This window comes from Streptomyces iranensis, assembly GCF_017874715.1.
Taxonomy (GTDB): domain Bacteria; phylum Actinomycetota; class Actinomycetes; order Streptomycetales; family Streptomycetaceae; genus Streptomyces; species Streptomyces iranensis.
The window spans coordinates 60734-83542 of sequence record NZ_JAGGLR010000020.1 but is presented as its reverse complement, the minus strand read 5'-3'; the positions used below and the strand labels follow the sequence as shown (position 1 = coordinate 83542).

At 71.0% G+C, this 22809-nt stretch carries 21 protein-coding genes; 12 read left to right on the top strand and 9 right to left on the bottom strand.

Annotated features, from left to right (window positions below; translation table 11 throughout):
• The first annotated feature begins 83 nt into the window (after window positions 1–83).
• Window positions 84–851 (top strand): alpha/beta fold hydrolase, encoded by a 768-nt coding sequence (locus J2Z30_RS32715; protein WP_044567565.1) that lies wholly within the window; start codon window positions 84–86, stop codon window positions 849–851.
• An 84-nt stretch (window positions 852–935) separates the two neighbouring features.
• Here the strand turns inward: J2Z30_RS32715 and J2Z30_RS32710 are convergent, their stop codons facing one another.
• On the bottom strand, window positions 936–1556 hold the full coding sequence (locus J2Z30_RS32710) for a class I SAM-dependent methyltransferase (protein WP_044567564.1): 621 nt from the start codon (window positions 1554–1556) through the stop codon (window positions 936–938).
• A gap of 241 nt (window positions 1557–1797) precedes the next feature.
• Here J2Z30_RS32710 and J2Z30_RS32705 point away from each other — a divergent pair, with 241 nt between their 5' ends.
• On the top strand, window positions 1798–2316 hold the full coding sequence (locus tag J2Z30_RS32705) for a roadblock/LC7 domain-containing protein (protein WP_063790846.1): 519 nt from the start codon (window positions 1798–1800) through the stop codon (window positions 2314–2316).
• Window positions 2285–3478, top strand: coding sequence for a zinc-dependent alcohol dehydrogenase (locus J2Z30_RS32700; protein ID WP_044567563.1), 1194 nt, complete (start codon window positions 2285–2287; stop codon window positions 3476–3478). Before J2Z30_RS32705 ends, J2Z30_RS32700 begins: the two co-directional genes overlap by 32 nt.
• 53 nt (window positions 3479–3531) lie before the next feature.
• On the opposite strand, the gene J2Z30_RS32695 is transcribed toward J2Z30_RS32700, so the two are convergent.
• Entirely contained in the window at window positions 3532–3960 is a 429-nt protein-coding gene (locus J2Z30_RS32695; RefSeq protein ID WP_044567562.1) for a PPOX class F420-dependent oxidoreductase, read from the bottom strand.
• 119 nt (window positions 3961–4079) lie between these two features.
• On the opposite strand from J2Z30_RS32695, the gene J2Z30_RS32690 reads away from it, so the two are divergent.
• Together J2Z30_RS32690 and J2Z30_RS32685 are read left to right on the top strand one after the other, a co-directional pair.
• Complete coding sequence (locus J2Z30_RS32690; RefSeq protein WP_020865999.1) at window positions 4080–4484, top strand: roadblock/LC7 domain-containing protein; 405 nt, start codon at window positions 4080–4082, stop codon at window positions 4482–4484.
• Window positions 4485–4583: 99 nt separating this feature from the next.
• A complete protein-coding gene (locus J2Z30_RS32685) occupies window positions 4584–5546 on the top strand; it encodes a DUF6397 family protein (RefSeq protein ID WP_044567561.1) in 963 nt (320 codons plus the stop codon).
• Window positions 5547–5588: 42 nt separating this feature from the next.
• Here the strand turns inward: J2Z30_RS32685 and J2Z30_RS32680 are convergent, their stop codons facing one another.
• Window positions 5589–6479 (bottom strand): acyl-CoA thioesterase, encoded by an 891-nt coding sequence (locus J2Z30_RS32680; protein ID WP_044567560.1) that lies wholly within the window; start codon window positions 6477–6479, stop codon window positions 5589–5591.
• 61 nt (window positions 6480–6540) lie between these two features.
• The gene (locus J2Z30_RS32675; protein ID WP_044567559.1) at window positions 6541–9069 is read right to left on the bottom strand and encodes a DEAD/DEAH box helicase; all 2529 of its coding nucleotides are present in this window, start codon (window positions 9067–9069) and stop codon (window positions 6541–6543) included.
• Between the two features lie 136 nt (window positions 9070–9205).
• On the opposite strand from J2Z30_RS32675, the gene J2Z30_RS32670 reads away from it, so the two are divergent.
• Window positions 9206–9997: a metal-dependent hydrolase gene (locus J2Z30_RS32670; protein ID WP_044567558.1), complete on the top strand. Its 792-nt coding sequence runs from the start codon at window positions 9206–9208 to the stop codon at window positions 9995–9997.
• Between the two features lie 113 nt (window positions 9998–10110).
• Here J2Z30_RS32670 and J2Z30_RS32665 read toward each other — a convergent pair whose 3' ends face one another.
• Both J2Z30_RS32665 and J2Z30_RS32660 read right to left on the bottom strand, forming a co-directional pair.
• Window positions 10111–11892, bottom strand: coding sequence for an ABC transporter ATP-binding protein (locus tag J2Z30_RS32665; RefSeq protein WP_044567557.1), 1782 nt, complete (start codon window positions 11890–11892; stop codon window positions 10111–10113).
• Complete coding sequence (locus J2Z30_RS32660) at window positions 11889–13901, bottom strand: ABC transporter transmembrane domain-containing protein (RefSeq protein WP_044567555.1); 2013 nt, start codon at window positions 13899–13901, stop codon at window positions 11889–11891. Before J2Z30_RS32660 ends, J2Z30_RS32665 begins: the two co-directional genes overlap by 4 nt.
• Before the next feature lie 157 nt (window positions 13902–14058).
• Here J2Z30_RS32660 and J2Z30_RS32655 point away from each other — a divergent pair, with 157 nt between their 5' ends.
• Window positions 14059–14799, top strand: a complete 741-nt coding sequence (locus tag J2Z30_RS32655; protein ID WP_044567552.1) for a L,D-transpeptidase family protein — start codon at window positions 14059–14061, stop codon at window positions 14797–14799.
• A gap of 39 nt (window positions 14800–14838) precedes the next feature.
• On the opposite strand, the gene J2Z30_RS32650 is transcribed toward J2Z30_RS32655, so the two are convergent.
• Window positions 14839–15279, bottom strand: a complete 441-nt coding sequence (locus tag J2Z30_RS32650; protein ID WP_044567550.1) for a MarR family winged helix-turn-helix transcriptional regulator — start codon at window positions 15277–15279, stop codon at window positions 14839–14841.
• Window positions 15280–15417: 138 nt separating this feature from the next.
• On the opposite strand from J2Z30_RS32650, the gene J2Z30_RS32645 reads away from it, so the two are divergent.
• On the top strand, window positions 15418–17289 hold the full coding sequence (locus J2Z30_RS32645) for an ABC transporter ATP-binding protein (RefSeq protein WP_044567548.1): 1872 nt from the start codon (window positions 15418–15420) through the stop codon (window positions 17287–17289).
• Window positions 17290–17362: 73 nt separating this feature from the next.
• Here the strand turns inward: J2Z30_RS32645 and J2Z30_RS32640 are convergent, their stop codons facing one another.
• Together J2Z30_RS32640 and J2Z30_RS32635 are read right to left on the bottom strand one after the other, a co-directional pair.
• Window positions 17363–18205: an AfsR/SARP family transcriptional regulator gene (locus J2Z30_RS32640; RefSeq protein WP_044567546.1), complete on the bottom strand. Its 843-nt coding sequence runs from the start codon at window positions 18203–18205 to the stop codon at window positions 17363–17365.
• Between the two features lie 175 nt (window positions 18206–18380).
• Window positions 18381–18578 (bottom strand): hypothetical protein, encoded by a 198-nt coding sequence (locus tag J2Z30_RS32635; protein ID WP_044567545.1) that lies wholly within the window; start codon window positions 18576–18578, stop codon window positions 18381–18383.
• A 180-nt stretch (window positions 18579–18758) separates the two neighbouring features.
• Between J2Z30_RS32635 and J2Z30_RS32630 the strand changes: the two genes are divergently transcribed.
• From J2Z30_RS32630 to J2Z30_RS32615, 4 genes are read left to right on the top strand one after another with little or no spacing between them, the layout of a single operon-like run.
• A complete protein-coding gene (locus J2Z30_RS32630; protein ID WP_044567544.1) occupies window positions 18759–19337 on the top strand; it encodes a Pvc16 family protein in 579 nt (192 codons plus the stop codon).
• Complete coding sequence (locus J2Z30_RS32625) at window positions 19334–20059, top strand: carboxypeptidase-like regulatory domain-containing protein (protein ID WP_044567543.1); 726 nt, start codon at window positions 19334–19336, stop codon at window positions 20057–20059. The genes J2Z30_RS32630 and J2Z30_RS32625 overlap by 4 nt, the downstream gene beginning before the upstream one ends.
• Before the next feature lie 10 nt (window positions 20060–20069).
• Complete coding sequence (locus J2Z30_RS32620) at window positions 20070–22334, top strand: phage tail sheath family protein (protein ID WP_044567542.1); 2265 nt, start codon at window positions 20070–20072, stop codon at window positions 22332–22334.
• Between the two features lie 19 nt (window positions 22335–22353).
• The gene (locus J2Z30_RS32615; RefSeq protein WP_044567540.1) at window positions 22354–22809 is read left to right on the top strand and encodes a phage tail protein; all 456 of its coding nucleotides are present in this window, start codon (window positions 22354–22356) and stop codon (window positions 22807–22809) included.

The window sequence follows — 22809 nt, the reverse complement described above, 5'->3', positions numbered from 1 at the left end:
ACCTCGTGGACGCAATACATCGACAACGATGTATTGTCGGTGCCCGACGCGATCCTTAAGGCGGGAACGGCGGGAGGAAGGCCATGGAGCACGCCTCATTCGGCCCGGAGGGGGCCCACATCAGATGGACCGGCACGGCCGCGGGCGGGGACGGCGGCCCGCCGCGGGTGTATGTCCATGGGCTCGGCGCGACATCGGCCGTCTATCACGCCCATATCGCCGCCGTCCCGGCCCTCGCGGGCCGCCGGTCGCTCTTCGTGGACCTGCCCGGCCACGGGATCAGCGACCGCCCCGCCGACTTCGGCTACACGCTGGAGGACCACGCCGACGCGCTGGCCTCGGCCCTCGACGCGGCCGGGGCGAGTGGCGCCGAGCTCATCGGGCACAGCATGGGCGGATCGGTCGCCATCGTGCTGGCGGTGCGCCGCCCGGAACTGGTGTCCCGTCTGGTGCTGACCGAGGCCAACCTGGATCCCGATCCGCCGCTGTCGGCGGGCAGTAGCCGGATCGCGGCGTACACGGAGGACACGTTCGTGCGCGGCGGCGGATTCGAGGAGACCCTGGAGCGGATCGGGCCGGTGTGGCGGGCGACGATGCGGCTCGCCGACCCGACCGCCCTGCACCGCAGCGCGTGCGCACTGGTCCGCGGCACCCGGCCGACCATGCGGGAGATGCTCCTCGGCCTGGGGATTCCCCGCACCTTTCTCGCCGGCGGGCACGGCGAGGAGCTCAGCGGGCGCGAGGAACTGACGGCGGCGGGGGTGACGGTCCGCACCGTGCCCGGAGCGGGGCACAACGTGATGTTCGACAACGCCCCAGGCTTCGCGGCGGCGGTCGCGGGTCAGCCCTGAGCGGTCTGCTCGGGCCGGCCGTTCCGGTCCGGTCGGCCCTTCCGATCCTCAGCGGACTCCTGATCCTCAGCGGACTTCTGATCCTCAGCCGACTTCGCGGACGGAGAGCGCCAGAAAGCGTGTGTCCTCGTCGGTGTACGACTCCAGCCGCCAGCCGGCGCCCGCCAGCAACGGCCGCAGCTGGGCCTCCGCCCGCAGGTCGTCGGGGGTGAGGGTACGGCCGTGGCGGGCGGCGAAAGCGGCCCGCCCCACCGGATGGAACAGCGCGAGCCGTCCGCCGGGGCGCACCACCCGGGCCAGTTCGCACAGGTTCTCGCGGGGGTCGGAGAGATGGGAGATCAGCCCGGCGGCGAACACCGCGTCGAGGCAGCCGTCGCGCAGCGGCAGCCGCGCCACATCGGCGAGGGCGAGGCCCGCGAAGCCGTCCCGGCCCTCGCGCAGGGCGGCGTCCAGCATGGCCGGGGTGAGGTCCACTCCGAGGACCGTCCCCTCGGGGCCGACCGCGGCGCGCAGTGCGGGCAGCGCACGCCCCGTTCCACACCCCGCGTCGAGCACCGCGTCCCCTGGGCGGAGCCCGAGGTCGGCGACGGCGGCGGCGTAGGCGGGGCCGTCGTCCGGGAAGCGGCGATCCCACTCGGCCGCCCTGGGGGTGAAGAAGTCCCGTACGTCGGCCGCACTGTTTCCACGGGAGGGCTCATGTGGCACGGAAACTCCTCGGGACACCTTGGATACGACGGTGAAGCGCTGCGCTGAGCAAGCAGCCTACGCCCGCTTTGAGGGCAGATTTGGACGCTCATCGATCGCTCTGGCATCTGACTCTGTCAATTTTCAACAGGTTCCGTAATGCGCCCTCAATGTGCGTCCCCGCCGGGGCTAGCGTCCCTGGCCCAGGGGAACACCTGGAGCGCCGCCCGGCGCGGCGCATCCCGACCGAGGGAGACCGCCCATGACCAAGCCGCGCAGCACCGCCGCACGCTCCATGGCCGATCTCGACCGGATCCTTGGCGATCTGGTGGCCGGGGCCACGGGCGTACGCCATGCCGTGGTGCTCTCCCGGGACGGGGTCACCGTCAGCGCGTCCGGTGGGCTCTCCCGCCATGAGGCAGAGCACCTGGCCGCCGTCGCCTCCGGATTCCATGGCATCGCCGTGAGCGCCGGGCGCCGGGGGCGTGGCGGCCCGTCCCGGCGGACGATGATCGAGATGGCGGCGGGCACCCTCTTCGTCGCGGCGTTGGCCGACGGCGCGTGCCTGGCCGTGCTGGGCACCGCGGGCGCCGAGCCGGCCGTGATCGCCGAGGAGACGGCCCGGCTCGTGAACCTGGTGGACCGGGGGCGCGGCTCATGGTCCCGCCGACGGTTCGGCCGGATGCGCCGGGGTACCCGAAATGGCCCTCGGAAGGTCATTCCGACGACTACGGCGAAGGGGTGCGGTGATGCGAGCGGTGACCTGGCAGGGCCGACATGATGTGCGGGTCGAGACGGTGCCCGACCCCATCATCAAGGAGCCGACGGACGCGATCGTCCGGATCACCACCACGGGGCTGTGCGGGTCCGATCTGCACCTGTACGAGGTGCTCACGCCCTTCATGACCCCCGGCGACATCCTCGGCCACGAACCGATGGGCATCGTGGAGGAGACCGGTCCGGAGGTGACGCACATCAAGCCCGGCGACCGGGTGGTGGTCCCGTTCCAGATCGCCTGCGGACACTGCTGGATGTGCCGCTCCGGTCTGCCGACGCAGTGCGAGACCACCCAGGTCACCGAGCACGGCATGGGGGCGGAGCTCTTCGGCTACACCAAGCTCTACGGCGCGGTGGCCGGCGGCCAGGCGGAATACCTGAGGGTGCCGCAGGCCCAGTACGGCCCGATCAAGGTGCCCGAAGGAGTCCACGACGACCGCTACGTCTATCTGTCCGACGTACTGCCCACAGCGTGGCAGGCGGTCGAGTACGCGGAGATGCCGCGCGGCGGCACGTTCGCGGTCCTGGGGCTGGGTCCCATCGGGAACATGGCCTGCCGGGTGGCCAAGGTCCAGGGCCTGGCCGACCGGGTCATCGGCGTGGACCTCGTCCCCGAGCGGCTGCGCCGGGCGCGCGCCGACGGCGTCGAGGTCCATGACCTCAATGACTTCTCCCGTCAGGAGGACCTGGTCGAGGCCATCCTCTCGACCACCGGCGGCCGCGGACCGGACGCGGTCATCGACGCGGTGGGCACGGAGGCCCACGGCAGCCCGCTGGGCCGGACCGCCCAGCGGGCCACGGGTCTCCTGCCGCGGGAATGGGCCGCCAAGCTCACGGAGAAGGCCGGGGTCGACCGGCTGGCGGCGCTGCGGCTGGCCATCGCGCTGGTGCGGCGCGGCGGAACGATCTCCCTCAGCGGGATCTACGGCGGGATGGCCGATCCGCTGCCGCTGATGACCATGTTCGACAAGCAGATCCAGCTGCGGATGGGCCAGGCGAACGTGCGGCGCTGGGCCGACGACATCTTCCCGCTGCTGACGGACGACGACCCGCTGGGCGTCGACGGGTTCGCCACCCATCGCGTCCCGCTGGAGGAGGCCCCCCGCGCCTATGAGATGTTCCAGCACAAGGAGGACGGTGCGATAAAGATCCTCATGCGCCCGTAAACGTCGGATGGGCGCGGGTGCGTCATGAAGGGATGGGTTTCGGTCGAATCTCGCTACTCGGCGACCCCGGAGAGCGCGAGCACCTTGTCGATGCGCACCCTGACCAGCAGCTCGCCCGGCACGCCGTTGCGGTCGCCGTACTCCTCGGCCCGGTCCTCGCCCATGTAACGGGCGGCGATCCGGGCGGCCCAGTCGCGGACCTGCCCCAGATCGTCGATCAGCTCGGCGCGCCCCCGCAGGGTGACGAAGGCGAACGGCGGCCTGTCGTCGTCCACACAGATGGTGAGCCGGCCGTCCCGGGCCAAGTTGCGTCCCTTGACCGTCTCCTGACCTGTGTTGAAGACGAGGTCGTCCCCGTCGAGCAGGAACCACACGGGGGCGAGGTGCGGACTTCCGTCGGCCCGCACGGTCGCCAGCTTCGCGGTGCGGGTGCCCTCCGTGACGAACTTCTGCCACTGATCCTTGGTCATGTTCTGTGCCATGTCCCCATCCTGCGTCAATCAGCGCACAAGCGTGGGGTGCCGGGCGGGGCGGGTTGCCCAGACGGCGGCAGTGAGAAAGGCTGGCACGCAGCTGAAGGGTAATCGGGGAGGAACCGGATATGGCAGTGAACAAGGGGCTCGACTGGTTACTGGACGACCTGACCGAGCGGATCGCGGAGATACGGCACGCGCTGGTGCTGTCCAACGACGGGCTGGTGACGGGGGCGAGTTCCACGCTGGTGCGCCAGGACGCCGAGCACCTGGCCGCGGTGGCGTCCGGGCTGCACAGCCTCGCCAAGGGCTCCGGGCACCACTTCCGCACGGGCCGGGTGCGGCAGACGATGGTCGAATTCGACGAGGGCGTCCTCTTCGTCACGGCGGCGGGGGACGGCAGCTGTCTGTGCGTGCTCACCGGGCCGGACGCGGATGTGGGGCAGGTCGCCTACGAGATGGCGCTGCTGGTCAACCGGGTGGGGGAGCACCTGGGAGTCGAGGCCAGGCAGGAGAGCGGCGCACCCAGCTGATGCCGCGCGGAAGTTATCCACAGGCCTGACCGAGCATCTTGCTTCGCGGCTATCGTCGTCACTGTCAGTGATTGAGGCAGTGCGGGGGAGGACGTCGCCATGGCAGTGCGGATGGATCAGGAGCTGCGGGAGAGCCAGGGGCCGCGGAGCCCGGAGTGGCTCGGCGAGCCGAGCGTACCGGGACGGGCGAGCGGGCCGGGAGACCCTGGCGGGCCGGCGGGGCCGGGCGGATCGGGCGGAAGCGTCGCGTTCGGCGCGGCGGCCCGGTCGCTGGGGCTCAACACGCGGGAGTTCGAGCTGGCCGTTCAGTTGGGGGAAGTGCGCACCGTCACCACCGGTCTGGGCCGGCGGGTGGCGTGCGAGGAGTTGAGGCGGGTGACCGCCGCCGAGGGCTTCCCGGAGGCGTTCATCGCCCGTCTCCGCGTGGTCGGCACGGCAGAGAGCGCGGAGCTGCTCGGCATCACCCAGGGGCGGCTGACCCGCCTCGCGCGCGGGGGCTTCTTCGCCCCCGTCCGGTTCTATGTCAATCGCTATCGGGCCGTCGTATGGCTCTATCTGGCCTCGGAGCTGACCGAGTTCGCCGTCAGGCAGCCGGAGTTGCTGAGCGGCCGCACCCCGCCGGGACTGAGCGCCGCATTGGCCGCCGGGGAGGACTGGCGGGCCGCCAAATGGCGCAGCCGGAGGATCGGCCAGCTGCTCGCCCAGACCGAGGACCCCTGGGAGCGGGCCGCGGTGCCGGCCTCGGTGCTGGGCTCCGTCGAGCTGGCCTCGGCCGTGGCCGATCCTTATGAGCGGGCCCATCTGCGGGAGCTGCGCCCCGCGCTCGTCAGGACGCGTCCCGAGGCGGGCGCGATCCGGGATGTCATCGACACGGTGGTCACGGCGGACGACCCACGGGAGATCCGGCGCTATCGGGCCGCCCTCGCCTCGTCGTTGGACGACGCCCGCCGGGTCCGGTCCGCGCCGCGCCCGGAAGCCCGCCCGGCGTCGGGGCCCGATGACCGCACCCCGGTTCCGGGCCGCCCGCGGAGCCTGTGGCAGAAGCTGATCGGCAGGCGATGAGTCACGGCGCGGCACGTCCCAGTGGGCACACCACGGCAGGGCTCAGCCGCCGTCCGCGGCACCTCCGGCGGGCGGTAGTGGGCGGAACAACCCCTCTTGCACCACGGATACAAGGAGCCGCCCCGTACGGTCGTAGATCCGGCCGCGCGCCAGTCCCCGGCCGCCCGTGGCCACGGGCGACTCCTGCTCGTAGAGAAACCACTCATCGGTGCGGAACGGCCGGTGGAACCACATGGCGTGATCCAGCGAGGCCATGTCGAAGCCCCGTGGGCCCCACAGCGGTTCGACCGGCACCCGCACCGCGTCCAGCAGCATCATGTCGCTCGCATAGGTGAGCGCACAGGTGTGCACCAGCGGGTCGTCCCCGAGCGGCCCCACCGCGCGCATCCATACGGCGCTGCGCGGTTCCGCGCCTTTGAGCTCCCCGTCCGTCCAGCGCAGCCGCTCCACATAGCGGATGTCGAAGGGCTGTCGGCGCTCCATCCGGGCGAACGCCTCGGGGAGCGTGCCCAGATGGGCGCGGACCTCGTCGGCGAGGGTCGGCAGACCCTCCGGCCCAGGTACATCCGGCATCGGCAGCTGCTGCTCGATACCCGACTCAGGAGAATGAAAGGAGGCCGTCAGATTGAAGATCGTGCGACCCTGCTGGATGGCGACGACCCGGCGGGTGGTGAAGGAGCGCCCGTCCCGGATCCGCTCCACCTGGTACACGATGGGCACGCCCGGCCGACCCGGCCGCAGGAAGTACGCGTGCAGCGAGTGCACCGGACGCTGCCCATCGGTGGTCCGCCCGGCGGCCACCAGCGCCTGGCCCGCCACCTGCCCGCCGAACACCCGCTGCAGCGACTCATCGGGGCTGCGGCCGCGGAAGATGTCCAGCTCGATCCGTTCCAGGTCGAGCAGATCGACCAGGCGCTCGGCGGGGTTGGTCATCGGTGGTGCTCCTTCACTGAGGGGGCCGGTCCGGTCCCCGGTGCGGACCGCGTCCAGGAGGCTACAGTTGGCCCACGTCGGTGACCCGGACCACCGCCCGGCCCTCCTCGTCGGAGGCGGCGAGATCGACCTCCGCCGAGATGCCCCAGTCGTGGTCGCCGTTCGGGTCGTCGAAGGTCTGCCGCACCCGCCACAGACCGTGCTCGGGGTCCTCCTCGATCCGCAGCAGCTTCGGCCCGCGGGCCTGCGCTCCGGTGCCGAGCTCCTCGTACTCCTCCCAGTACCCGTCCAGCGCGTCAGCCCAGGAGTCCTCGTCCCAGCCGGAGTCGGCGTCCATCTCCCCGAGCTCGGCGACCTTGTCCAGCGCGGCCAGCTCCACCCGGCGGAACATGGCGTTGCGCACCAGCACGCGGAAGGCGCGGGCATTGGCGGTGACCGGCCTGACCTGGTCGGCGCGCTCCTGCGCCTCCTCCGCCGACTCCTCCTCCGGGTTGGCCAGCTGCTCCCACTCGTCGAGGAGGCTGGAGTCGACCTGCCGCACCATCTCGCTGAGCCAGGCGATGAGGTCCTGGAAGTCATCGGACTTCAGATCGTCCGGCACGGTGTGGTCCAGGGCCTTGAAGGCGCTGGCCAGGTAGCGCAGCACGATGCCCTCGGTCCGCGCCAGGTCGTAGAACGAGGTGAACTCGGTGAAGGTCATCGCCCGCTCGTACATGTCGCGGATCACCGACTTGGGCGAGAGCGGATGGTCGCCGACCCATGGATGGCTCTTGCGGTAGAGCCCGTACGCGTGGAAGAGCAGTTCCTCCAGCGGCTTGGGGTAGGAGATGTCCTGGAGCCGCTCCATGCGCTCCTCGTACTCGACGCCGTCCGCCTTCATCGCGGCCACCGCCTCACCGCGCGCCTTGTTCTGCTGCGCCGCCAGGATCTGCCGGGGGTCGTCCAGCGTCGACTCCACGACCGAGACCATGTCCAGGGCGTAGGAGGGCGATTCGGGGTCCAGCAGCTCGAAGGCGGCCAGCGCGAAGGTGGACAGCGGCTGGTTGAGCGCGAAGTCCTGCTGCAGATCCACCGTCAGCCGGACGATCGGGGCGCCCCCGCCCTCGCCGTCGGCGTCCCTGGGCTTCACCTGCTCGACCACCCCACCGTCCAGCAGCGAGCGGTAGATCGCGATCGCCCGGCGGATGTGCCGCAGCTGGTTCTTGCGCGGCTCGTGGTTGTCCTCCAGCAAGTGGCGCATCCCCTCGAAGGCGTTCCCGGGACGGGCGATCACCGACAGCAGCATCGCGTGGGTCACCCGGAACCGGGAGGTGAGCGGCTCGGGTTCGGAGGCGATGAGCTTCTCGAAGGTGTTCTGGCCCCAGTTGACGAAGCCCTCGGGCGCCTTCTTGCGGACCACCTTGCGGCGCTTCTTCGGATCGTCCCCGGCCTTCGCGAGCGCCTTCTCGTTCTCGACGACGTGCTCGGGCGCCTGGGCCACCACAAAGCCCGCGGTGTCGAAGCCGGCCCGTCCGGCCCGGCCCGCGATCTGGTGGAACTCCCGAGCCCGCAGCGTTCGCACCCGCTGGCCGTCGTACTTGGTCAGCGCGGTGAACAGGACGGTGCGGATGGGCACATTGACGCCCACGCCCAGGGTGTCCGTACCGCAGATGACCTTGAGCAGCCCGGCCTGCGCCAGCTTCTCCACCAGCCGCCGGTACTTGGGCAGCATGCCGGCATGGTGCACGCCGATCCCGTGCCGGACGTAACGGGACAGGTTGCGGCCGAACTTGGTGGTGAACCGGAAATTGCCGATCAGCGAGGCGATCTCGTCCTTCTCGGCGCGCGAGCACATATTGATGCTCATCAGCGCCTGGGCCCGCTCGACCGCCGCTGCCTGGGTGAAGTGCACGATGTAGACGGGCGCCTGCTGGGTCTCCAGCAGCTCGGTCAGCGTCTCGGTCAGCGGCGTCGTCCGGTATTCGTAGCTCAGCGGCACCGGCCGGGTCGCGGACCGCACGACCGCGGTGGGCCGCCCGGTGCGCCGGGTCAGATCCTCCTCGAACCGGTTCACATCACCGAGCGTCGCCGACATCAGGATGAACTGCGCCCTCGGCAGCTCCAGCAGCGGGATCTGCCATGCCCAGCCCCGGTCCGGCTCCGCGTAGAAGTGGAACTCGTCCATCACCACCTGGCCGATATCGGCGTCCTTGCCGTCCCGCAGGGCGATGGACGCCAGCACCTCGGCCGTACAGCAGATGACCGGCGCGTCCGCGTTGACCGACGCGTCGCCGGTGAGCATCCCGACGTTCTCGGTGCCGAAGAGCTTGCACAGCTCGAAGAACTTCTCCGAGACCAGGGCCTTGATCGGCGCGGTGTAGAAGGTGACCTCGTCCCGGGCGAGCGCGGCGAAGTGGGCGCCCGCCGCCACCAGGCTCTTGCCCGAGCCGGTGGGGGTCGAGAGGATCACATTCGCCCCGGACACCACCTCGATCAGCGCTTCCTCCTGGGCGGGGTACAGCGAGATGCCCCGCTGCTCGACCCAGGTGGAGAACGCCTCGAAAAGTGCGTCGGGGTCGGCGTCGCTCGGCAGCTGATCGATAAGAGTCACGCACCTATACTGCCTGGTTTCCCCGCCGGGACGGGAACCGGCTGTACCAGCGAAGATCGTCCGCCGCTAGGCTGTGCCGGGCCGAAGCAGTCAACTCCCGCTCGGAAGCGGGAAAGAACAGGGGCGGGGTACGACCATGATGGGACCGGCGCATTCGCTGTCCGGGGCGGCGGCCTGGCTGGGGGTGGGGGCGGCGGCCGCGGCGGCCGGCCATGCGATGCCCTGGCCGGTGCTGGTCGCCGGCGCGCTGATCTGCGCGGGAGCGGCGCTCGCCCCCGACCTCGACCACAAGGCGGCGACCATATCGCGCGCGTTCGGGCCCGTATCACGGGCACTGTGCGAGGTGATCGACAAGATCTCGTACTCCGTCTACAAGTCGACCAGGAAGGCGGGCGACCCGCGCCGCTCCGGCGGCCACCGCACCCTGACCCATACCTGGGTATGGGCGGTGCTGATCGGCGCCGGAGCCTCGGCGCTCGCGATGATCGGCGGGCGCTGGGCGGTGCTGGGCATCCTCTTCGTGCATATGGTGCTGGCCGTCGAGGGCCTGCTGTGGCGGGCGGCGCGGGTCTCCAGCGATGTCCTGGTGTGGCTGCTCGGTGCGGCCAGTGCCTGGATCCTCGCCGATGTGCTGCACAAGCCCGGCAATGGCTCGGACTGGCTGTTCAGCGCACCGGGCCAGGAGTACCTCTGGCTCGGCCTGCCGATCGTGCTCGGCGCCCTGGTCCACGACATCGGGGACGCGCTCACCGTCTCCGGCTGCCCGATCCTGTGGCCCATCCCGATCGGCCGCAGGCGCTGGTACCCGATCGGCCCGCCGAAGGGGATGCGGTTCCGGGCCGGCAGCTGGGTCGAGCTGAAGGTGCTGATGCCGGTCTTCATGCTGCTCGGCGGCATGGGCGGACTGGCCGCCCTCGGCGTGATCTGAACCCCGGACGGGGCCGGGGCCACCCCGGACGGGGCCGGGACCACCCCGGACCGGACCAGGGCGGTCCCGGAGGGCAGCGGGGTGGCCACACCGGGGCGCGGCCACCCCTCCTGCTACTGGTGCCAGGAGCGCCACAGCGCGGCGTACGCCCCGTCCGCCGCGACGAGTTCGTCATGGCTGCCCAGTTCGGTGATCCGGCCGCTCTCCACCACGGCGATCACATCCGCGTCATGCGCCGTGTGCAGCCGGTGGGCGATCGCGACCACGGTCCTGCCCTCCAGCACCCGGCCCAGCGACCGCTCCAGATGGCGCGCCGCCCGTGGGTCCAGCAGCGAGGTGGCCTCGTCCAGCACCAGCGTATGCGGATCGGCCAGCACCAGCCGGGCCAGCGCGATCTGCTGCGCCTGTGCGGGGGTGAGCGCGAGACCGCCCGAGCCGACCTCGGTGTCCAGACCCTCGTCCAGCGCGCGGGCCCAGCCATCGGCGTCGACGGCGCCCAGCGCCGCCCACAGCTCGGCGTCCTCGGCGAAGGCGCGGGCCAGCAGCAGATTGTCCCGCAGCGAGCCCACGAAGACATGGTGCTCCTGGTTGACCAGGGCCACATGCTCCCGGACCCGCTCGGCCGGCATCCGCGACAGCTCCGCCCCACCCAGGGTCACCCGGCCGGTGCGGGGGGAGTAGATCCCGGCCAGCAGCCGCCCCAGGGTGGACTTTCCCGCCCCGGACGGGCCCACCAGCGCCAGCCGCGTCCCCGGGGCCACCTTCATGGACACCTCGTGCAGCACATCGCTGCCCTCGTGGTAGCCGAACCGCACCTCGTCCGCCCGCACCTCCCGGCCGCCTGGGACCACGCCCTCGTCGGCGGGGCCCTCCTCGATCTCCCGAACCCCCACCAGCCGGGCCAGCGACACCTGCGCGACCTGCAGCTCGTCGTACCAGCGCAGGATCAGCCCGATCGGCTCGACCAGCATCTGCGACAGCAGCGCCCCGGTGGTCAGCTCGCCGATCGACATCCAGCCCCGCATCACACACAGACCACCGATCATCAGCACCGAACCGGTGATCAGCGTGTAGCTCACATTGATCACCGGAAAGAGCACCGAGCGCAGCCAGAGCGTATAGCGCTCCCACGCCGTCCACTGCCGGATGCGCAGCTCGGACTGGGCGATCCGCCGGTCGCCCAGCCGGTGGGCCTCGATGGTCCGCCCGGCGTCCACGCTCTCGGTGAGGGACGCGGACACCGCCGCGTATCCCGCCGCCTCCGAGCGGTAGGCCCTCGGCGCGCGGCGGAAGTACCACCGACAGCCGATCACCAGCACCGGGAGCGCCACCAACACCGCGAGACCCAGTGGGGGAGCGGTCAGGGTCAGCGCGCCGAGCAGCAGTCCGGTCCACAGCACACCGATGGCGAGCTGGGGCACGGCCTCGCGCATCGCGTTCGCCAGCCGGTCGATATCGGTGGTGATCCGGGACAGCAGATCCCCGGTCCCGGCCCGCTCCAGCACCCCCGGGGGCAGACCCACCGACCGTACGAGAAAGTCCTCCCGCAGATCCGCCAGCATCTGCTCGCCCAGCACCGCCCCGCGCAGCCGCACCAGCCGGACGAACACGGTCTGCACCACCAGCGCCACCGCGAACAGCGCCACGGTGCGCCCGATGTGAAGGTCCTTCTCGCCCTGGGAGAGGTCCTCGACCACGCCACCCAGCAGCTGCGGGCCGACCATGGACGCGAGCACCGCGGTCGCGTTCACGGCCATCAGCACGGTGAAGGCGGCCCGGTGCCGCCGCAGCAGCTCACGCACATAGGCCCGTACGGTGGTGGGCGTGCCGACCGGCAGCGTCGTCGCCGACTCCGGTGCGGCCGGGTCATAGGCGGGGGGTGCCACGCCGATCATGCCGACTCCTCGATCTGTTCCTCGATCCGCCCGATGTCTTCCCGCGCGACGCCCTCTCGCGCGATGTCCTTCCGCGCGATGTCCTCCAGACCGTGGCCGGCCGGCCCGGTGGACCGCCCGGCCCCCCGCGCGGCGGCCTCGCCGTCCGTCTCGCGGGTCACGACCGCGCGATACCCGGAGTCGGTGCCCAGCAGCTCGCGGTGGGTGCCCACTCCCGCCGCCTCGCCGTCGGCCACGAACACCACCCGGTCGGCCCGGTCCAGCACCAGCGGGCTGGAGGTGAACACGATGGTGGTCCGGCCCGTCCGCAGCCGCCGCACCCCGTCGGCGATCCGCGCCTCGGTGTGCGAGTCCACCGCGGAGGTCGGCTCGTCCAGCACCAGCACCTCCGGATCGGTCACCAGCGAGCGGGCCAGGGCCAGCCGCTGCCGCTGGCCACCCGACAGCGAGCGACCGCGCTCGGTGATCCGGGTGCGCATGGGGTCGGCGTCACCCTTGTCGGCCGCCGACGCCTGCGCCAGCGCCTCCAGCACATCGCCGCACTGGGCCGCCTCGAGCGCCTTCTCCGCCGAGACCTCCCCGGACCTCGGCACGTCCAGCAGCTCGGCGAGCGTCCCCGACAGCAGCACCGGGTCCTTGTCCTGCACCAGCACCGCCGTGCGCGCCGAGGCCAGCGCCACCTCGTCCAGGGCGACTCCGCCCAGCAGTGCCGACGGCGCCCCGCCACGGTCCCCGTCGCCCGGGGCGCCGTGTGCGGGATGTCCGCCGAGCCGGTCCGCCAGCCGCCCGGCCGCGTCCGGGTCGCCGCACACCACCGCGGTCAGCACCCCGCTCGGCGCCAGCATCCCGCTCACCGGGTCGTACAGATCCCCGCCGAGCGGTCCGGTGGCCTCCCGCGCTTCCGCGCGCTCGCCCCCGTCCACGGATGCTGCGGTGTCTGCGGTGTCTGCGGTGTCTGCGGCGTCCGCGGTGTCCGCGGCAGCTGCGGTGGCCGCGCCCTCGCCATCCGCGGAGGAGCGCCGCAGCGCCAGCACCCGGGCCGCGCGCCGCGCGGAGGGCCGGGAGAAGGAGTACGCCATGGCGATCTCCTCGAAGTGCCGCAGCGGGAAGAGCAGAAAGGTGACCGCGCTGTAGACGGTGACCAGCTCGCCCACCTCGATCCGCCCCTCACGGGCCAGCGACGCCCCGTACCAGACCACACCGATCAGCAGCAGCCCCGGCAGCGCCACCTGCACGGCCGCGATCAGCGCCCACATCCGCGCGCTGCGCACCGCCGCGACCCGCACTTCCTGCGAGGCGTTCCGATAGCGGCCCAGGAACAGCTCCTCGCCGCCGATGCCGCGCAGCACCCGCAGCCCGGCCACGGTGTCCGAGGCCAGCTCGGTGGCCCGGCCCGCCTTCTCCCGCTGGTCGTCGGCCCGGCGCGCCGCGCGCGGCAGCAGCGGCAGCACGGTCAGCGCCAGCGCGGGCACACCGACCGCCACCACCACTCCCAGCGCCGGCTGGTAGAGCACCAGCGCCACGCAGAGCGCGACGGTGGTGATCGCGGCCGCGGTGAAGCGGGACAGGGCCTCCACAAACCAGCCGATCTTCTCGACGTCGCCCGTGGAGACGGCGATGACCTCACCGGCCGCCACCTTCCGGGTGAGCGTGGACCCCAGCTCCACCGCCTTGCGGGACAGCAGCTGCTGCACCCGTGCCGCCGCAGTGATCCAGTTGGTGACCGCCGCGCGGTGCAGCATGGCGTCCCCCAGCGCGGTGAGCACGGTGAGCCCCACCATCAGCGCCCCGGCCATCGCCAGCCGGGAGCCCGAGCGGTCCACCACCGCCTGCACACCAAAGCCGATGGCGAGCGGGAAGGACACCAGCGCGGCCATGTGCACCAGACCCCAGAGGGCCGCCTTGACCTGCCCGCCCAGCTGATTCCTGCCCAGCCAGTACAGGAACCTCGGTCCTGACCGCACGTCGGGTCGGCCGGGATCGGGGTACGGAAGATCGCGAATGTGCATGACGTCCCAGGGTCGGGCGGGCGGCGGAGGGGGGAGGGCAGGAGACGTGCAAGGCTGACGCTCTGACGGTGCGGAATTCAACTGGTTTTCCCGGGACCGGCCGGAACACGCCAATCCCGCATGCCGCACTGTCCTATGGGGGTGGGACCATGGGGACATGCGAATTTCCGGCATGATGTCCATCCGTGCGGCGGCCTCGGCCGCCGCGGCCCTCGTCCTCCTCACGGCCTGCGGCCACGGCGGCGGTGACGGCGGCGGTGACAAGGGCGCGGACCAGGGCAAACAAGCGCTGCGCAGCGGGGCGCCCACGCCGGATCCCACGCGTATCCCGGATGTGGGGGACAAGCTCCAGTCCCGGATCCCGGACCAGTCCCGTCAGGTCGTGGCGGTCTACGGCAAAGGGGTGAACTCCGGAGACGCGACCGTGGTCCTCTACACCAAGCAGGGCAAGGCATGGGAGCGGACCCGCAGTTGGACCGCGCACAATGGCAAGCGCGGCTGGACGACGAGCCATCACGAGGGCGACAAGCGCAGCCCGGTCGGGGTCTACACGCTCAGCGACGCGGGCGGTGTGCTGCCCGACCCCGGCGCCCGGCTGCCGTACACGTCGTCCGGCTCCTTCGCGGCGCCCCACTACTGGCCCAAGTCCCACTGGACGGACTTCAACTACGTCATCGCCATTGACTACAACCGCGTCAAGGGCACCTCGCCGCTGGACCAGACCCGCCCCGAAGGGCAGAGCGAGGGCGGCAGCATCTGGCTGCACATGGACCATGGCAGCGGCACCTCGGCCTGTGTCAGCCTCCCCAAGTCCGGTATGGAGTATCTGCTGAAGAACCTCGACCCCAAGCTGCGCCCGGTGGTGGTCATGGGCGACAAGGCGCATCTGGCCGCCTGAGCGCGGCACCAGGACGTCGGCGGCGCCGTCGCCCGGATCTCAGCAGCGGTGGTCCGGGGTGCCGGACAGGGTGTTCAGCAGCTCGCCCAGCGTCTCGCGCTGCTGATCGCCGAGCGGCGCCAGGATGTCCTCCGCGGCGGCCCGGCGCGCCTCGCGCAGCGCGCGCAGCGTCGAGCGCCCGGTGTCGGTGAGCTCGACGCGCACCACCCGGCGGTTGGTCGGATCCGGTACGCGGCGCACCGAACCATGCGCCTCCAGGGCGTCCACCAGCGTCGTCACGGCGCGCGGGACCACTTCCAGGCGCCGGGCCAGGTCCGCCATCCGTGGCGGCTGGTCGTCATGGGCGACGGTGCGCAGCAGGCGGGACTGGGCGGGGGTGATGCCCAGTGGCTCCATATAGCGCTTCTGGGCGCGGTGCAGTCTGCGGGTCAGGCGCAGCAGCTGCTCCGCGAGGAGGCCGGATGTCTCGGGCGTGGGCATGATCGCAGTTTATCAGGACCGAGTTCATTGTGAGTATAGGTAACAATGAGCTATGCTCTCAAAATCCGCGCCGACGCGGCCACGGCTCGACCATGCCGTCATCATCCGTGTCGGCTTCCCTGACTCCAGAAGGAGCCCATGCGTCCCGACACACCTCCGTCATGGACACCGTCCGCCCAGGAGCCCGAGCAGCCCGCCCAGGTGCGCCGCATCCTCCGGCTCTTCCATCCCTACCGGGGCCGCCTCGCCGTAGTCGGCCTGCTGGTCGCCGCCTCCGCGCTGGTCTCGGTCGCCTCGCCGTTTCTCCTCCGCGAGATCCTCGACACCGCCATCCCCGACCGCCGCACCGGACTGCTCACCCTGCTCGCCCTCGGCATGATCGCCACGGCCGTCGTCAACAGCGTCTTCGGCGTTCTGCAGACCCTGATCTCCACCACCGTCGGCCAGCGCGTCATGCACGATCTGCGTACCGCGGTCTACGACCGGCTGCAGCGCATGCCGCTCGCCTTCTTCACCCGCACCCGCACCGGCGAGGTGCAGTCCCGTATCGCCAATGACATCGGCGGTATGCAGGCCACCGTCACCTCGACCGCGACCTCCCTGGTCTCCAACCTCACCAGCGTCGTCGCCTCCGTCGTCGCGATGCTCGCGCTCGACTGGCGGCTGACCGTCGTCTCCCTGCTTCTGCTGCCGGTCTTCGTCTGGATCAGCCGTCGCGTCGGCGCCGAGCGCAAGAAGATCACCTCGCAGCGCCAGAAGCAGATGGCGGCCATGTCCGCGATGGTCACCGAGTCCCTGTCGGTGAGCGGCATCCTGCTCGGCCGCAGCATGGGCCGGTCCGAGTCGCTCACCCAGCAGTTCGCCCAGGAGTCCGAGCGCCTCGTGGGCCTGGAAGTCCGCTCCAACATGGCCGGCCGCTGGCGGATGTCCACCATCGGCATCGTCATGGCCGCCATGCCCGCGCTGATCTACTGGGCCGCGGGCATCGCCCTCCAGGCCGGTGGCCCCGCCGTCTCCATCGGCACGCTCGTCGCCTTCGTCTCGCTCCAGCAGGGGCTGCTCCGGCCCACGGTGAGCCTGCTGTCCACCGGTGTGCAGGTGCAGACCTCCCTCGCCCTCTTCGCCCGCATCTTCGAATACCTCGATCTGCCGATCGACATCACCGAGCCCGCCGACCCGGTGCGCCTGGAGAAGGTCCGCGGCGAAGTCCGCTTCGACGGCGTCGACTTCGACTACGACAGCGCGCCGCCCGACCCCTCGAAGACCCCCTCCAAGACCCCCTCGAAGGGCCCCTCGAAGACCCCCTCGAAGGGCACCCTGCGTGGCATCGATCTGACCGTCCCCGCGGGCGGCAGCCTGGCGGTGGTCGGACCGACCGGCTCCGGCAAGACGACCCTCAGCTATCTGGTGCCCCGGCTCTACGACGTGACCGGCGGCCGAGTGCTGATCGACGGTGTGGACGTGCGCGAGCTCGACTTCGACTCCCTCGCCCGGACCGTCGGTGTCGTCTCCCAGGAGACCTACCTCTTCCACGCCTCCGTCGCCGAGAATCTGCGCTTCGCCAAGCCCGACGCGACCGATGAGGAGATCGTGGCCGCGGCCGAGGCCGCCCAGATCCACGACCACATCGCCTCCCTCCCGGACGGCTATGACACCCTCGTGGGAGAGCGTGGCTACCGCTTCTCCGGTGGGGAGAAGCAGCGTCTGGCCATAGCCCGCACGATTCTGCGCGACCCGCCCGTCCTCATCCTCGACGAGGCCACCAGCGCCCTGGACACCCGCACCGAGCAGGCCGTCCAGGAGGCCATCGACGCCCTCTCGGCCGGCCGCACCACGATCACCATCGCCCACCGGCTCTCCACGGTGCGCGACGCCGACCAGATCGTCGTCCTCGACGGCGGCCGGACCGTCGAGCGGGGGAACCATGAGGAGCTGCTGGCCAAGGACGGACGCTACGCCGCACTGGTGCGGCGCGACGCCCATCTGTCGCCGGTGGTCCCCGCCGTCTAGTGCCCGAAGCCCTCTGCACCACCCGCTGCTAGACGGCGGCAGCCTGAAAGACGCGGCACCGCAATCCCCATGGTCACGCGGGCACGGTGCCGGCCGGGGCCGAGGTGTCCGTGCCCTGCGCCGGGACCTCGCTCGCCGGATGGCAGACGATCCGACGTGTCGGGAGCTCCGGAGCGGCGCTTCCGCCTCCGGAGTGCGCCGCTATGCCGGCGTCCCCGCCCCCGGAGTGCGCCGGCACCAGGTTCCTCAGCGTCTGGGAGGGCTCCAGGCCCAGCTCCTCGAGCAGCACCCGGCGGCATTGCTCGTACTGCCGCAGCGCCGCGCCCCTGTTGCCGGCGGCGAGATGCGCGTTCATGAGCACGCGATGAGCGCTCTCCCGCAGGGGTTCCGCGCGTACGGCGGCGAGTCCGGCGGCGACGGCCTCGCCATGGCGGCCCGCCGCCGTCAGCCGCTCGGTCATCGCCTCCAGGGCATACAGCCGGAGTTCGTGGTATTGCTCCTGCTCGACCAGCACCCACTCGTTCTCCGACCACTCCGGTAAGAGATCGGCCGAGAGATCCTCCCTCGTCCGCGCGGTGAGGATGTCATCGCACGGGCGCGACATGTCGAGCAGCCGGTGCGCACGCGTCGCCGCCATGTGGATATCCACGTCGATGTGTTCACAGATCGCCAGTTCCTGCGTGGAGGCGTCGATGACCTGATGCCCCGTGCGCGTGGCGCGCCATAACGACGACCGGAGATTGGCGTTGGCGCGGGAGGCCGTGACATCCGGCCACAGCATCCCGGCCACATAGGTACGGCTGCGTGGCATGTTCTGCAGGGCGAGGAACGCGAGGAGGCGCTGGGCGCTGGAGGATATGGGAACGCGATTCTGATCGACCGACAACGCGAAACTCTTGAGCAGTCTCAACGTCATGACATGGCCTTCTGCGCTCATCGGCCCCCCGGGGCGATATTGGCTCCAGTGACCCATCCCGTGCGTCCCGTCGGGATGCCCTAAAGCCATGTTACGAGCAGATCATGATCGTGTGTCCGGCCTTCCCGCCAAAGGACGCTATATGGCCGGCCATCACCGGAACGTCGCGGTGACGTCACCCTTCCGGCTCGAGTAACTGATCGAGCCAGGCGCGCACGGCGGTGAGTACGTCGTCGACCGCGCTCACCGCGCTGGGGGCCGTCTGCTGCCCGCCCCCGGTCGGCACGATGCGCGCACGGAATCCATCCGGCCTGCCGCCTTCCACCCAGACCCGGAGGATCAGGACACCGGTCCGCTCTGAGGGGATTTCCATGAAAGGACAATATGCACGCCCGTGTCACCTCGGCGTTGTCGATGTGTGTCCGGGTTCGTCATCGCCGGCCGCGAAAACGAACCGGTGACGTTCGTGTGATGTGCGTATCGCGGTCCTGCCACGCCGGTCCCGGCATCCTCTCGGAGCACGCTTCCGAGCGCGGAGAGGGGGAGCATTCGCATGGGCGACTTCGGCGTCATCGCCGACGTCTCCACGGTCATCGTGGACAGCCTGACCCAGGCCCTGCGCGGGCTCAGCCAGGTGGAACCGCCGATCGCGGAACTCAACGACCTCTCCGAGAGGGTCCAGACCCCACCGCCCAAACTCACGGTGTTCCTCTACGAGATCGCCGAGGATCCCACCTCGCGCAACCGGCCGCCGGTGCGCTCCCAGCCACCCGACCCACCGACCACCCGCAAGCCGCCGATGGCCCTGCTGCTGCGCTACCTGGTCACCCCCTGGGGCGGTGACCAGGCCACCCAGCACCGGATGCTCGGACGGGCCCTCCAGACGTTCTACGACGACGCGATCCTGGACGGCGCACAGCTGTCCGGCAGCCTGGCGGCGAGCACCGACGCGCTCCACCTCAGCCTGACCCCGCTCACCTTGGACCAGAAGTCCTGGGTCTGGTACGCGATTCAGAAGCCGTACCGGCTGTCGCTCAACTACGAGGTCCGCGTGGTCAACCTGGACTCCGCCGTCGAGATGCCGGTCCATCCGGTGCACAGCCGGGTCATCAGCGGGGCGGGGCTGCCATGAGCCGCTTCCTGCCGCTGGAGCGGTCGACGCTCTACAGCCCCGCCTGGTTCATACCCTTCGACGACTACGCCCGGCGGGTGCGCGCCGCCGGGGTCACCGTCCAGCTGGACCGCTACGACGACGGCGACTGGCTGCCGCTGGACGACATGGCGGTGCGCACTCCCAGCGCCGCCTTCGTCTATCCGGGTCTCGGCCGGTGCGCCGAGCCGTGGGCGGCCCGGCCGCGGCGCCACCGGGCCCGCTTCACGGCCCCCGGCTACCAGCCGCTGTATCCGGCCGACGGCCAGCCGTTCTCGGCCGCCCTGGTGGGCGTCGAGTTCCTGGCGCACCCGCATGGCGACGGCCACCCGCCGCCGGTGGTGACCGAGCCCCGGCTGGTGCGGCTGCTGCCGAGCGTCTCCTTCCCCTACCCGCCGGGACTGCGCACGGTGCACGGCGTCGTGGTCGACGCGGCCACGCGGGCGCCGATCGCCAATGCGCTGGTCGAGGCCAGGGGGCAGACCAGCCGGGATCTGACGCCATGGCACGAGCGCACCCTGTCCGACGCCGCGGGCGCCTTCCGGCTGGCCCTGCGGTGGGAGGGCGAGAAGGCCGATGAGCACGCCGTCGAGGAGACGTTCCGCGTGCAGGCCACCGAGCGGCCGGGCCGGTCCGGATCGCTGGTCGTGCGGCTGCCCCAGGACACCGAGCGCCGGCACGTCATAGAGATCCGCGAGAGTTAAGGAGCCGTCCATGGCGGAGTATCTGAGCCCCGGGGTCTACATCGAGGAGATCGATGCGGGCCCACGGCCGATCGCGGGGGTGAGCACCAGTACGGCCGGAATGGCCGGGGTCACCGTGCGCGGTCCGTACACCGGCAAGCCCAAACTGGTCACCAACTTCCTGGAGTTCCAGAACACCTTCGGCGGATTCCTCCGCGAGCCGGACCCGCTGATGCGGGACACCTGGGCGAACGACCCGGCGGAAGGCGGCCGTTGGTGGCTGTTCCCGCTGGCCGTCAAGGGGTTCTTCGACAACGGCGGCCAGCGGCTGTACGTCAAGCGGGTCGCCAGCAAGCAGGCCGGTCCCTCCTCGGGGGTGCTGGGCCACGGCCTGGTGAGCCCGGTCACCGGCGACGCCGCCAAGGGCGCCACCCGCCTCGAACTCGGCCATCTGATCGGGTTCTCCGGCGTCGGGCAGCAGATCCAGCTCTTCCGCGGCGACGACCAGCAGTCCATCCACACCGCCGGTGTCGCCGCCTATGACGCCACCAGCCACCGGATCGAGCTGGACGCCCAGCTGCCCGCCGAGGTCAGGGCGGCCCGCGGCGACTACGTCCAGATCGGGACGCGCAGCGCGGAGCAGACGCTGGAGTTCGCCGCCGTCAGCCCCGGTTCGTGGGGCGACGCGGTGCAGGTGCGGATCCAGCCGATGGCCTCGGCCGCGCTGCCGGTGCTGCCGGATCCGCAGGAGGGCGGGCTGTTCGTCACGCGGCTGGCCGCGGACGCCGCCGCCGACAGCGAGACGGTCGAGGTCGCCGCGGTGACCGGACTCGACCCCGACGAGCTGCCGTCCGACGTGTGGGTGCAGATCGGCTCCGGCCGCTTCAAGGTCCAGGTGAGCCAGCCTGCGGACGGGAAGGTCACCCTGACCCTGCCCTCCGGCGCGGCCCATGAGGTGTGGCGCGGTGGACTGCTGGTGCGCCGGGTGCGCCGCGGCAACACCTCGGCGGGGACAACGCTGCGGGTCGGCGGGGCGAGCCGGCTCTACGAAGGCGCCGTCGTGCAGCTCGACGACGGCACCCATCTGACCATCCGCACCGTCGAATCGGTCGCAGCGGACGTCGTCACCCTCGACGCGAACGTGCCCGGGACGCTGTTCGAGACCGATCGGGTGCATCTGATCGAGGCGCAGGTCGACGCCCGGTTCACCGACCCGTCCGGGGCCGTGGAGACCGAGACCCACCGCAACCTCCGGCTCACCGGCGACACACCGACCAGCCTGGTGACCACCCTGGCCGGCCGCTCCCGGCTGGTGCGGGCGACGGCGCTGGGCGCCCTGTCCACCGACCCGACGAAGTTCCCCCTGCCCGCCGTCGGATCCTGGCTGACCCTGGCAGACGGGGACGACGCCTACGGGACCCTGAGCGTGGCCGACTTCGTCGGCGAGGACGGCGGCAGCGGCAAGCGCACCGGGATCGCCGCGCTGGAGGATATCGACGAGGTGGCCGTATGCGCCGTGCCGGGCATGTGGTCGGGGACGGTGGAATCGGCCCTGGTCACCCACTGCGAGCTGCTCAGGGACCGGTTCGCGATCCTCGATCCGCAGGACGGTCTGGACATCGAGGGCGTCCAGGTGTTCCGCGAGCGGTTCGACACCAAGTACGCCGCGCTCTACCACCCGTGGCTGGTCACCCGCGACCTGTCGGCGGGCCGCGACGTCGAGGTGCCGCCATCGGGCCACATGGCCGGGATCTACGCGCGCGTGGATGTGGAGCGGGGGGTGCACAAGGCACCGGCCAACGCGGTCATCCGGGGCATCCGGCTGACCGACGGCATCGCCCAGGACATCACCAAGCGCCATCAGGACGTGCTCAACCCCAAGGGCGTCAACGCGCTGCGGTTCTTCCCCGGCCTCGGCCACCGGGTCTGGGGCGCGCGCACGCTCTCCTCGGACAGCTCGTGGAAGTACGTCAACGTCCGGCGGCTGTTCCTCTACCTGGAGGAGTCGATCGAGGAGGGCACCCAGTGGGTGGTGTTCGAGCCGAACGACGAGGCGCTGTGGTCCCTGGTCCGCCAGACGGTCACCAACTTCCTCACCACGGTGTGGCGTACCGGCGCGCTCGCCGGGACCACCGCCGACGAGGCGTTCTTCGTCGCCTGTGACCGCACCACGATGACCGAGGACGACCTCGCCAATGGCCGGCTCATCTGTGTCATCGGTGTCGCGCCGGTCTTCCCGGCGGAGTTCGTGATCTTCAGGATCCAGCAGAAGACCCGCGAGACCCAACTCGCCTGAGCGCCCGAGGGAGTCCACCATGCCGCCCGTGACCAGGGACGATCCATACGCGTCCTATAACTTCAAGATCTTCGTGTTCAACGTCAGCGACGACGGGCTCGCGGTGAGCGGGTCCTTCACCGAGGCGAGCGGGCTGGAGCTGGAGATCCCGCCGATCGAGTACCGCAACGGGAGCGAGGACATCACCGTCCGCAAGATCCCGGGGCTGAAGAAGTTCACCAACCTCACCTTCAAGCGCGGCATCACCGGCCACCCCGCCTTCTGGAAGTGGGTGGCCGACGCGCTCAACGGCACGGTCAAGCGCACCCACGGCTCGATCGTGCTGTGCGACGAGAACCGCAACGACGTGGTGCGCTGGAACTTCGACCGCGGCTGGCCCACCAAGTACACCGGCCCGACGCTGAGCGCCACCAAGAACGAGATCGCCATGGAGACGCTCGTCCTGGCGGTCGAGAAGCTGGAGATCGAAACCTGA

What these genes read in the sequence shown, in the direction of transcription:
- J2Z30_RS32665 (WP_044567557.1), bottom strand. Translation starts at nt 11,892, where the DNA reads ATGATCGGCGTGGCACCCCCCGCCTATGACCCGGCCGCACCGGAGTCG.
- J2Z30_RS32700 (WP_044567563.1), top strand. Translation starts at nt 2,285, where the DNA reads ATGCGAGCGGTGACCTGGCAGGGCCGACATGATGTGCGGGTCGAGACG.
- J2Z30_RS32620 (WP_044567542.1), top strand. Translation starts at nt 20,070, where the DNA reads ATGGCGGAGTATCTGAGCCCCGGGGTCTACATCGAGGAGATCGATGCG.
- J2Z30_RS32685 (WP_044567561.1), top strand. Translation starts at nt 4,584, where the DNA reads ATGGCAGTGCGGATGGATCAGGAGCTGCGGGAGAGCCAGGGGCCGCGG.
- J2Z30_RS32645 (WP_044567548.1), top strand. Translation starts at nt 15,418, where the DNA reads ATGCGTCCCGACACACCTCCGTCATGGACACCGTCCGCCCAGGAGCCC.
- J2Z30_RS32615 (WP_044567540.1), top strand. Translation starts at nt 22,354, where the DNA reads ATGCCGCCCGTGACCAGGGACGATCCATACGCGTCCTATAACTTCAAG.
- J2Z30_RS32690 (WP_020865999.1), top strand. Translation starts at nt 4,080, where the DNA reads ATGGCAGTGAACAAGGGGCTCGACTGGTTACTGGACGACCTGACCGAG.
- J2Z30_RS32680 (WP_044567560.1), bottom strand. Translation starts at nt 6,479, where the DNA reads ATGACCAACCCCGCCGAGCGCCTGGTCGATCTGCTCGACCTGGAACGG.
- J2Z30_RS32650 (WP_044567550.1), bottom strand. Translation starts at nt 15,279, where the DNA reads ATGCCCACGCCCGAGACATCCGGCCTCCTCGCGGAGCAGCTGCTGCGC.
- J2Z30_RS32640 (WP_044567546.1), bottom strand. Translation starts at nt 18,205, where the DNA reads ATGACGTTGAGACTGCTCAAGAGTTTCGCGTTGTCGGTCGATCAGAAT.
- J2Z30_RS32635 (WP_044567545.1), bottom strand. Translation starts at nt 18,578, where the DNA reads ATGGAAATCCCCTCAGAGCGGACCGGTGTCCTGATCCTCCGGGTCTGG.
- J2Z30_RS32705 (WP_063790846.1), top strand. Translation starts at nt 1,798, where the DNA reads ATGACCAAGCCGCGCAGCACCGCCGCACGCTCCATGGCCGATCTCGAC.
- J2Z30_RS32630 (WP_044567544.1), top strand. Translation starts at nt 18,759, where the DNA reads ATGGGCGACTTCGGCGTCATCGCCGACGTCTCCACGGTCATCGTGGAC.
- J2Z30_RS32660 (WP_044567555.1), bottom strand. Translation starts at nt 13,901, where the DNA reads ATGCACATTCGCGATCTTCCGTACCCCGATCCCGGCCGACCCGACGTG.
- J2Z30_RS32695 (WP_044567562.1), bottom strand. Translation starts at nt 3,960, where the DNA reads ATGGCACAGAACATGACCAAGGATCAGTGGCAGAAGTTCGTCACGGAG.
- J2Z30_RS32670 (WP_044567558.1), top strand. Translation starts at nt 9,206, where the DNA reads ATGATGGGACCGGCGCATTCGCTGTCCGGGGCGGCGGCCTGGCTGGGG.
- J2Z30_RS32715 (WP_044567565.1), top strand. Translation starts at nt 84, where the DNA reads ATGGAGCACGCCTCATTCGGCCCGGAGGGGGCCCACATCAGATGGACC.
- J2Z30_RS32655 (WP_044567552.1), top strand. Translation starts at nt 14,059, where the DNA reads ATGCGAATTTCCGGCATGATGTCCATCCGTGCGGCGGCCTCGGCCGCC.
- J2Z30_RS32625 (WP_044567543.1), top strand. Translation starts at nt 19,334, where the DNA reads ATGAGCCGCTTCCTGCCGCTGGAGCGGTCGACGCTCTACAGCCCCGCC.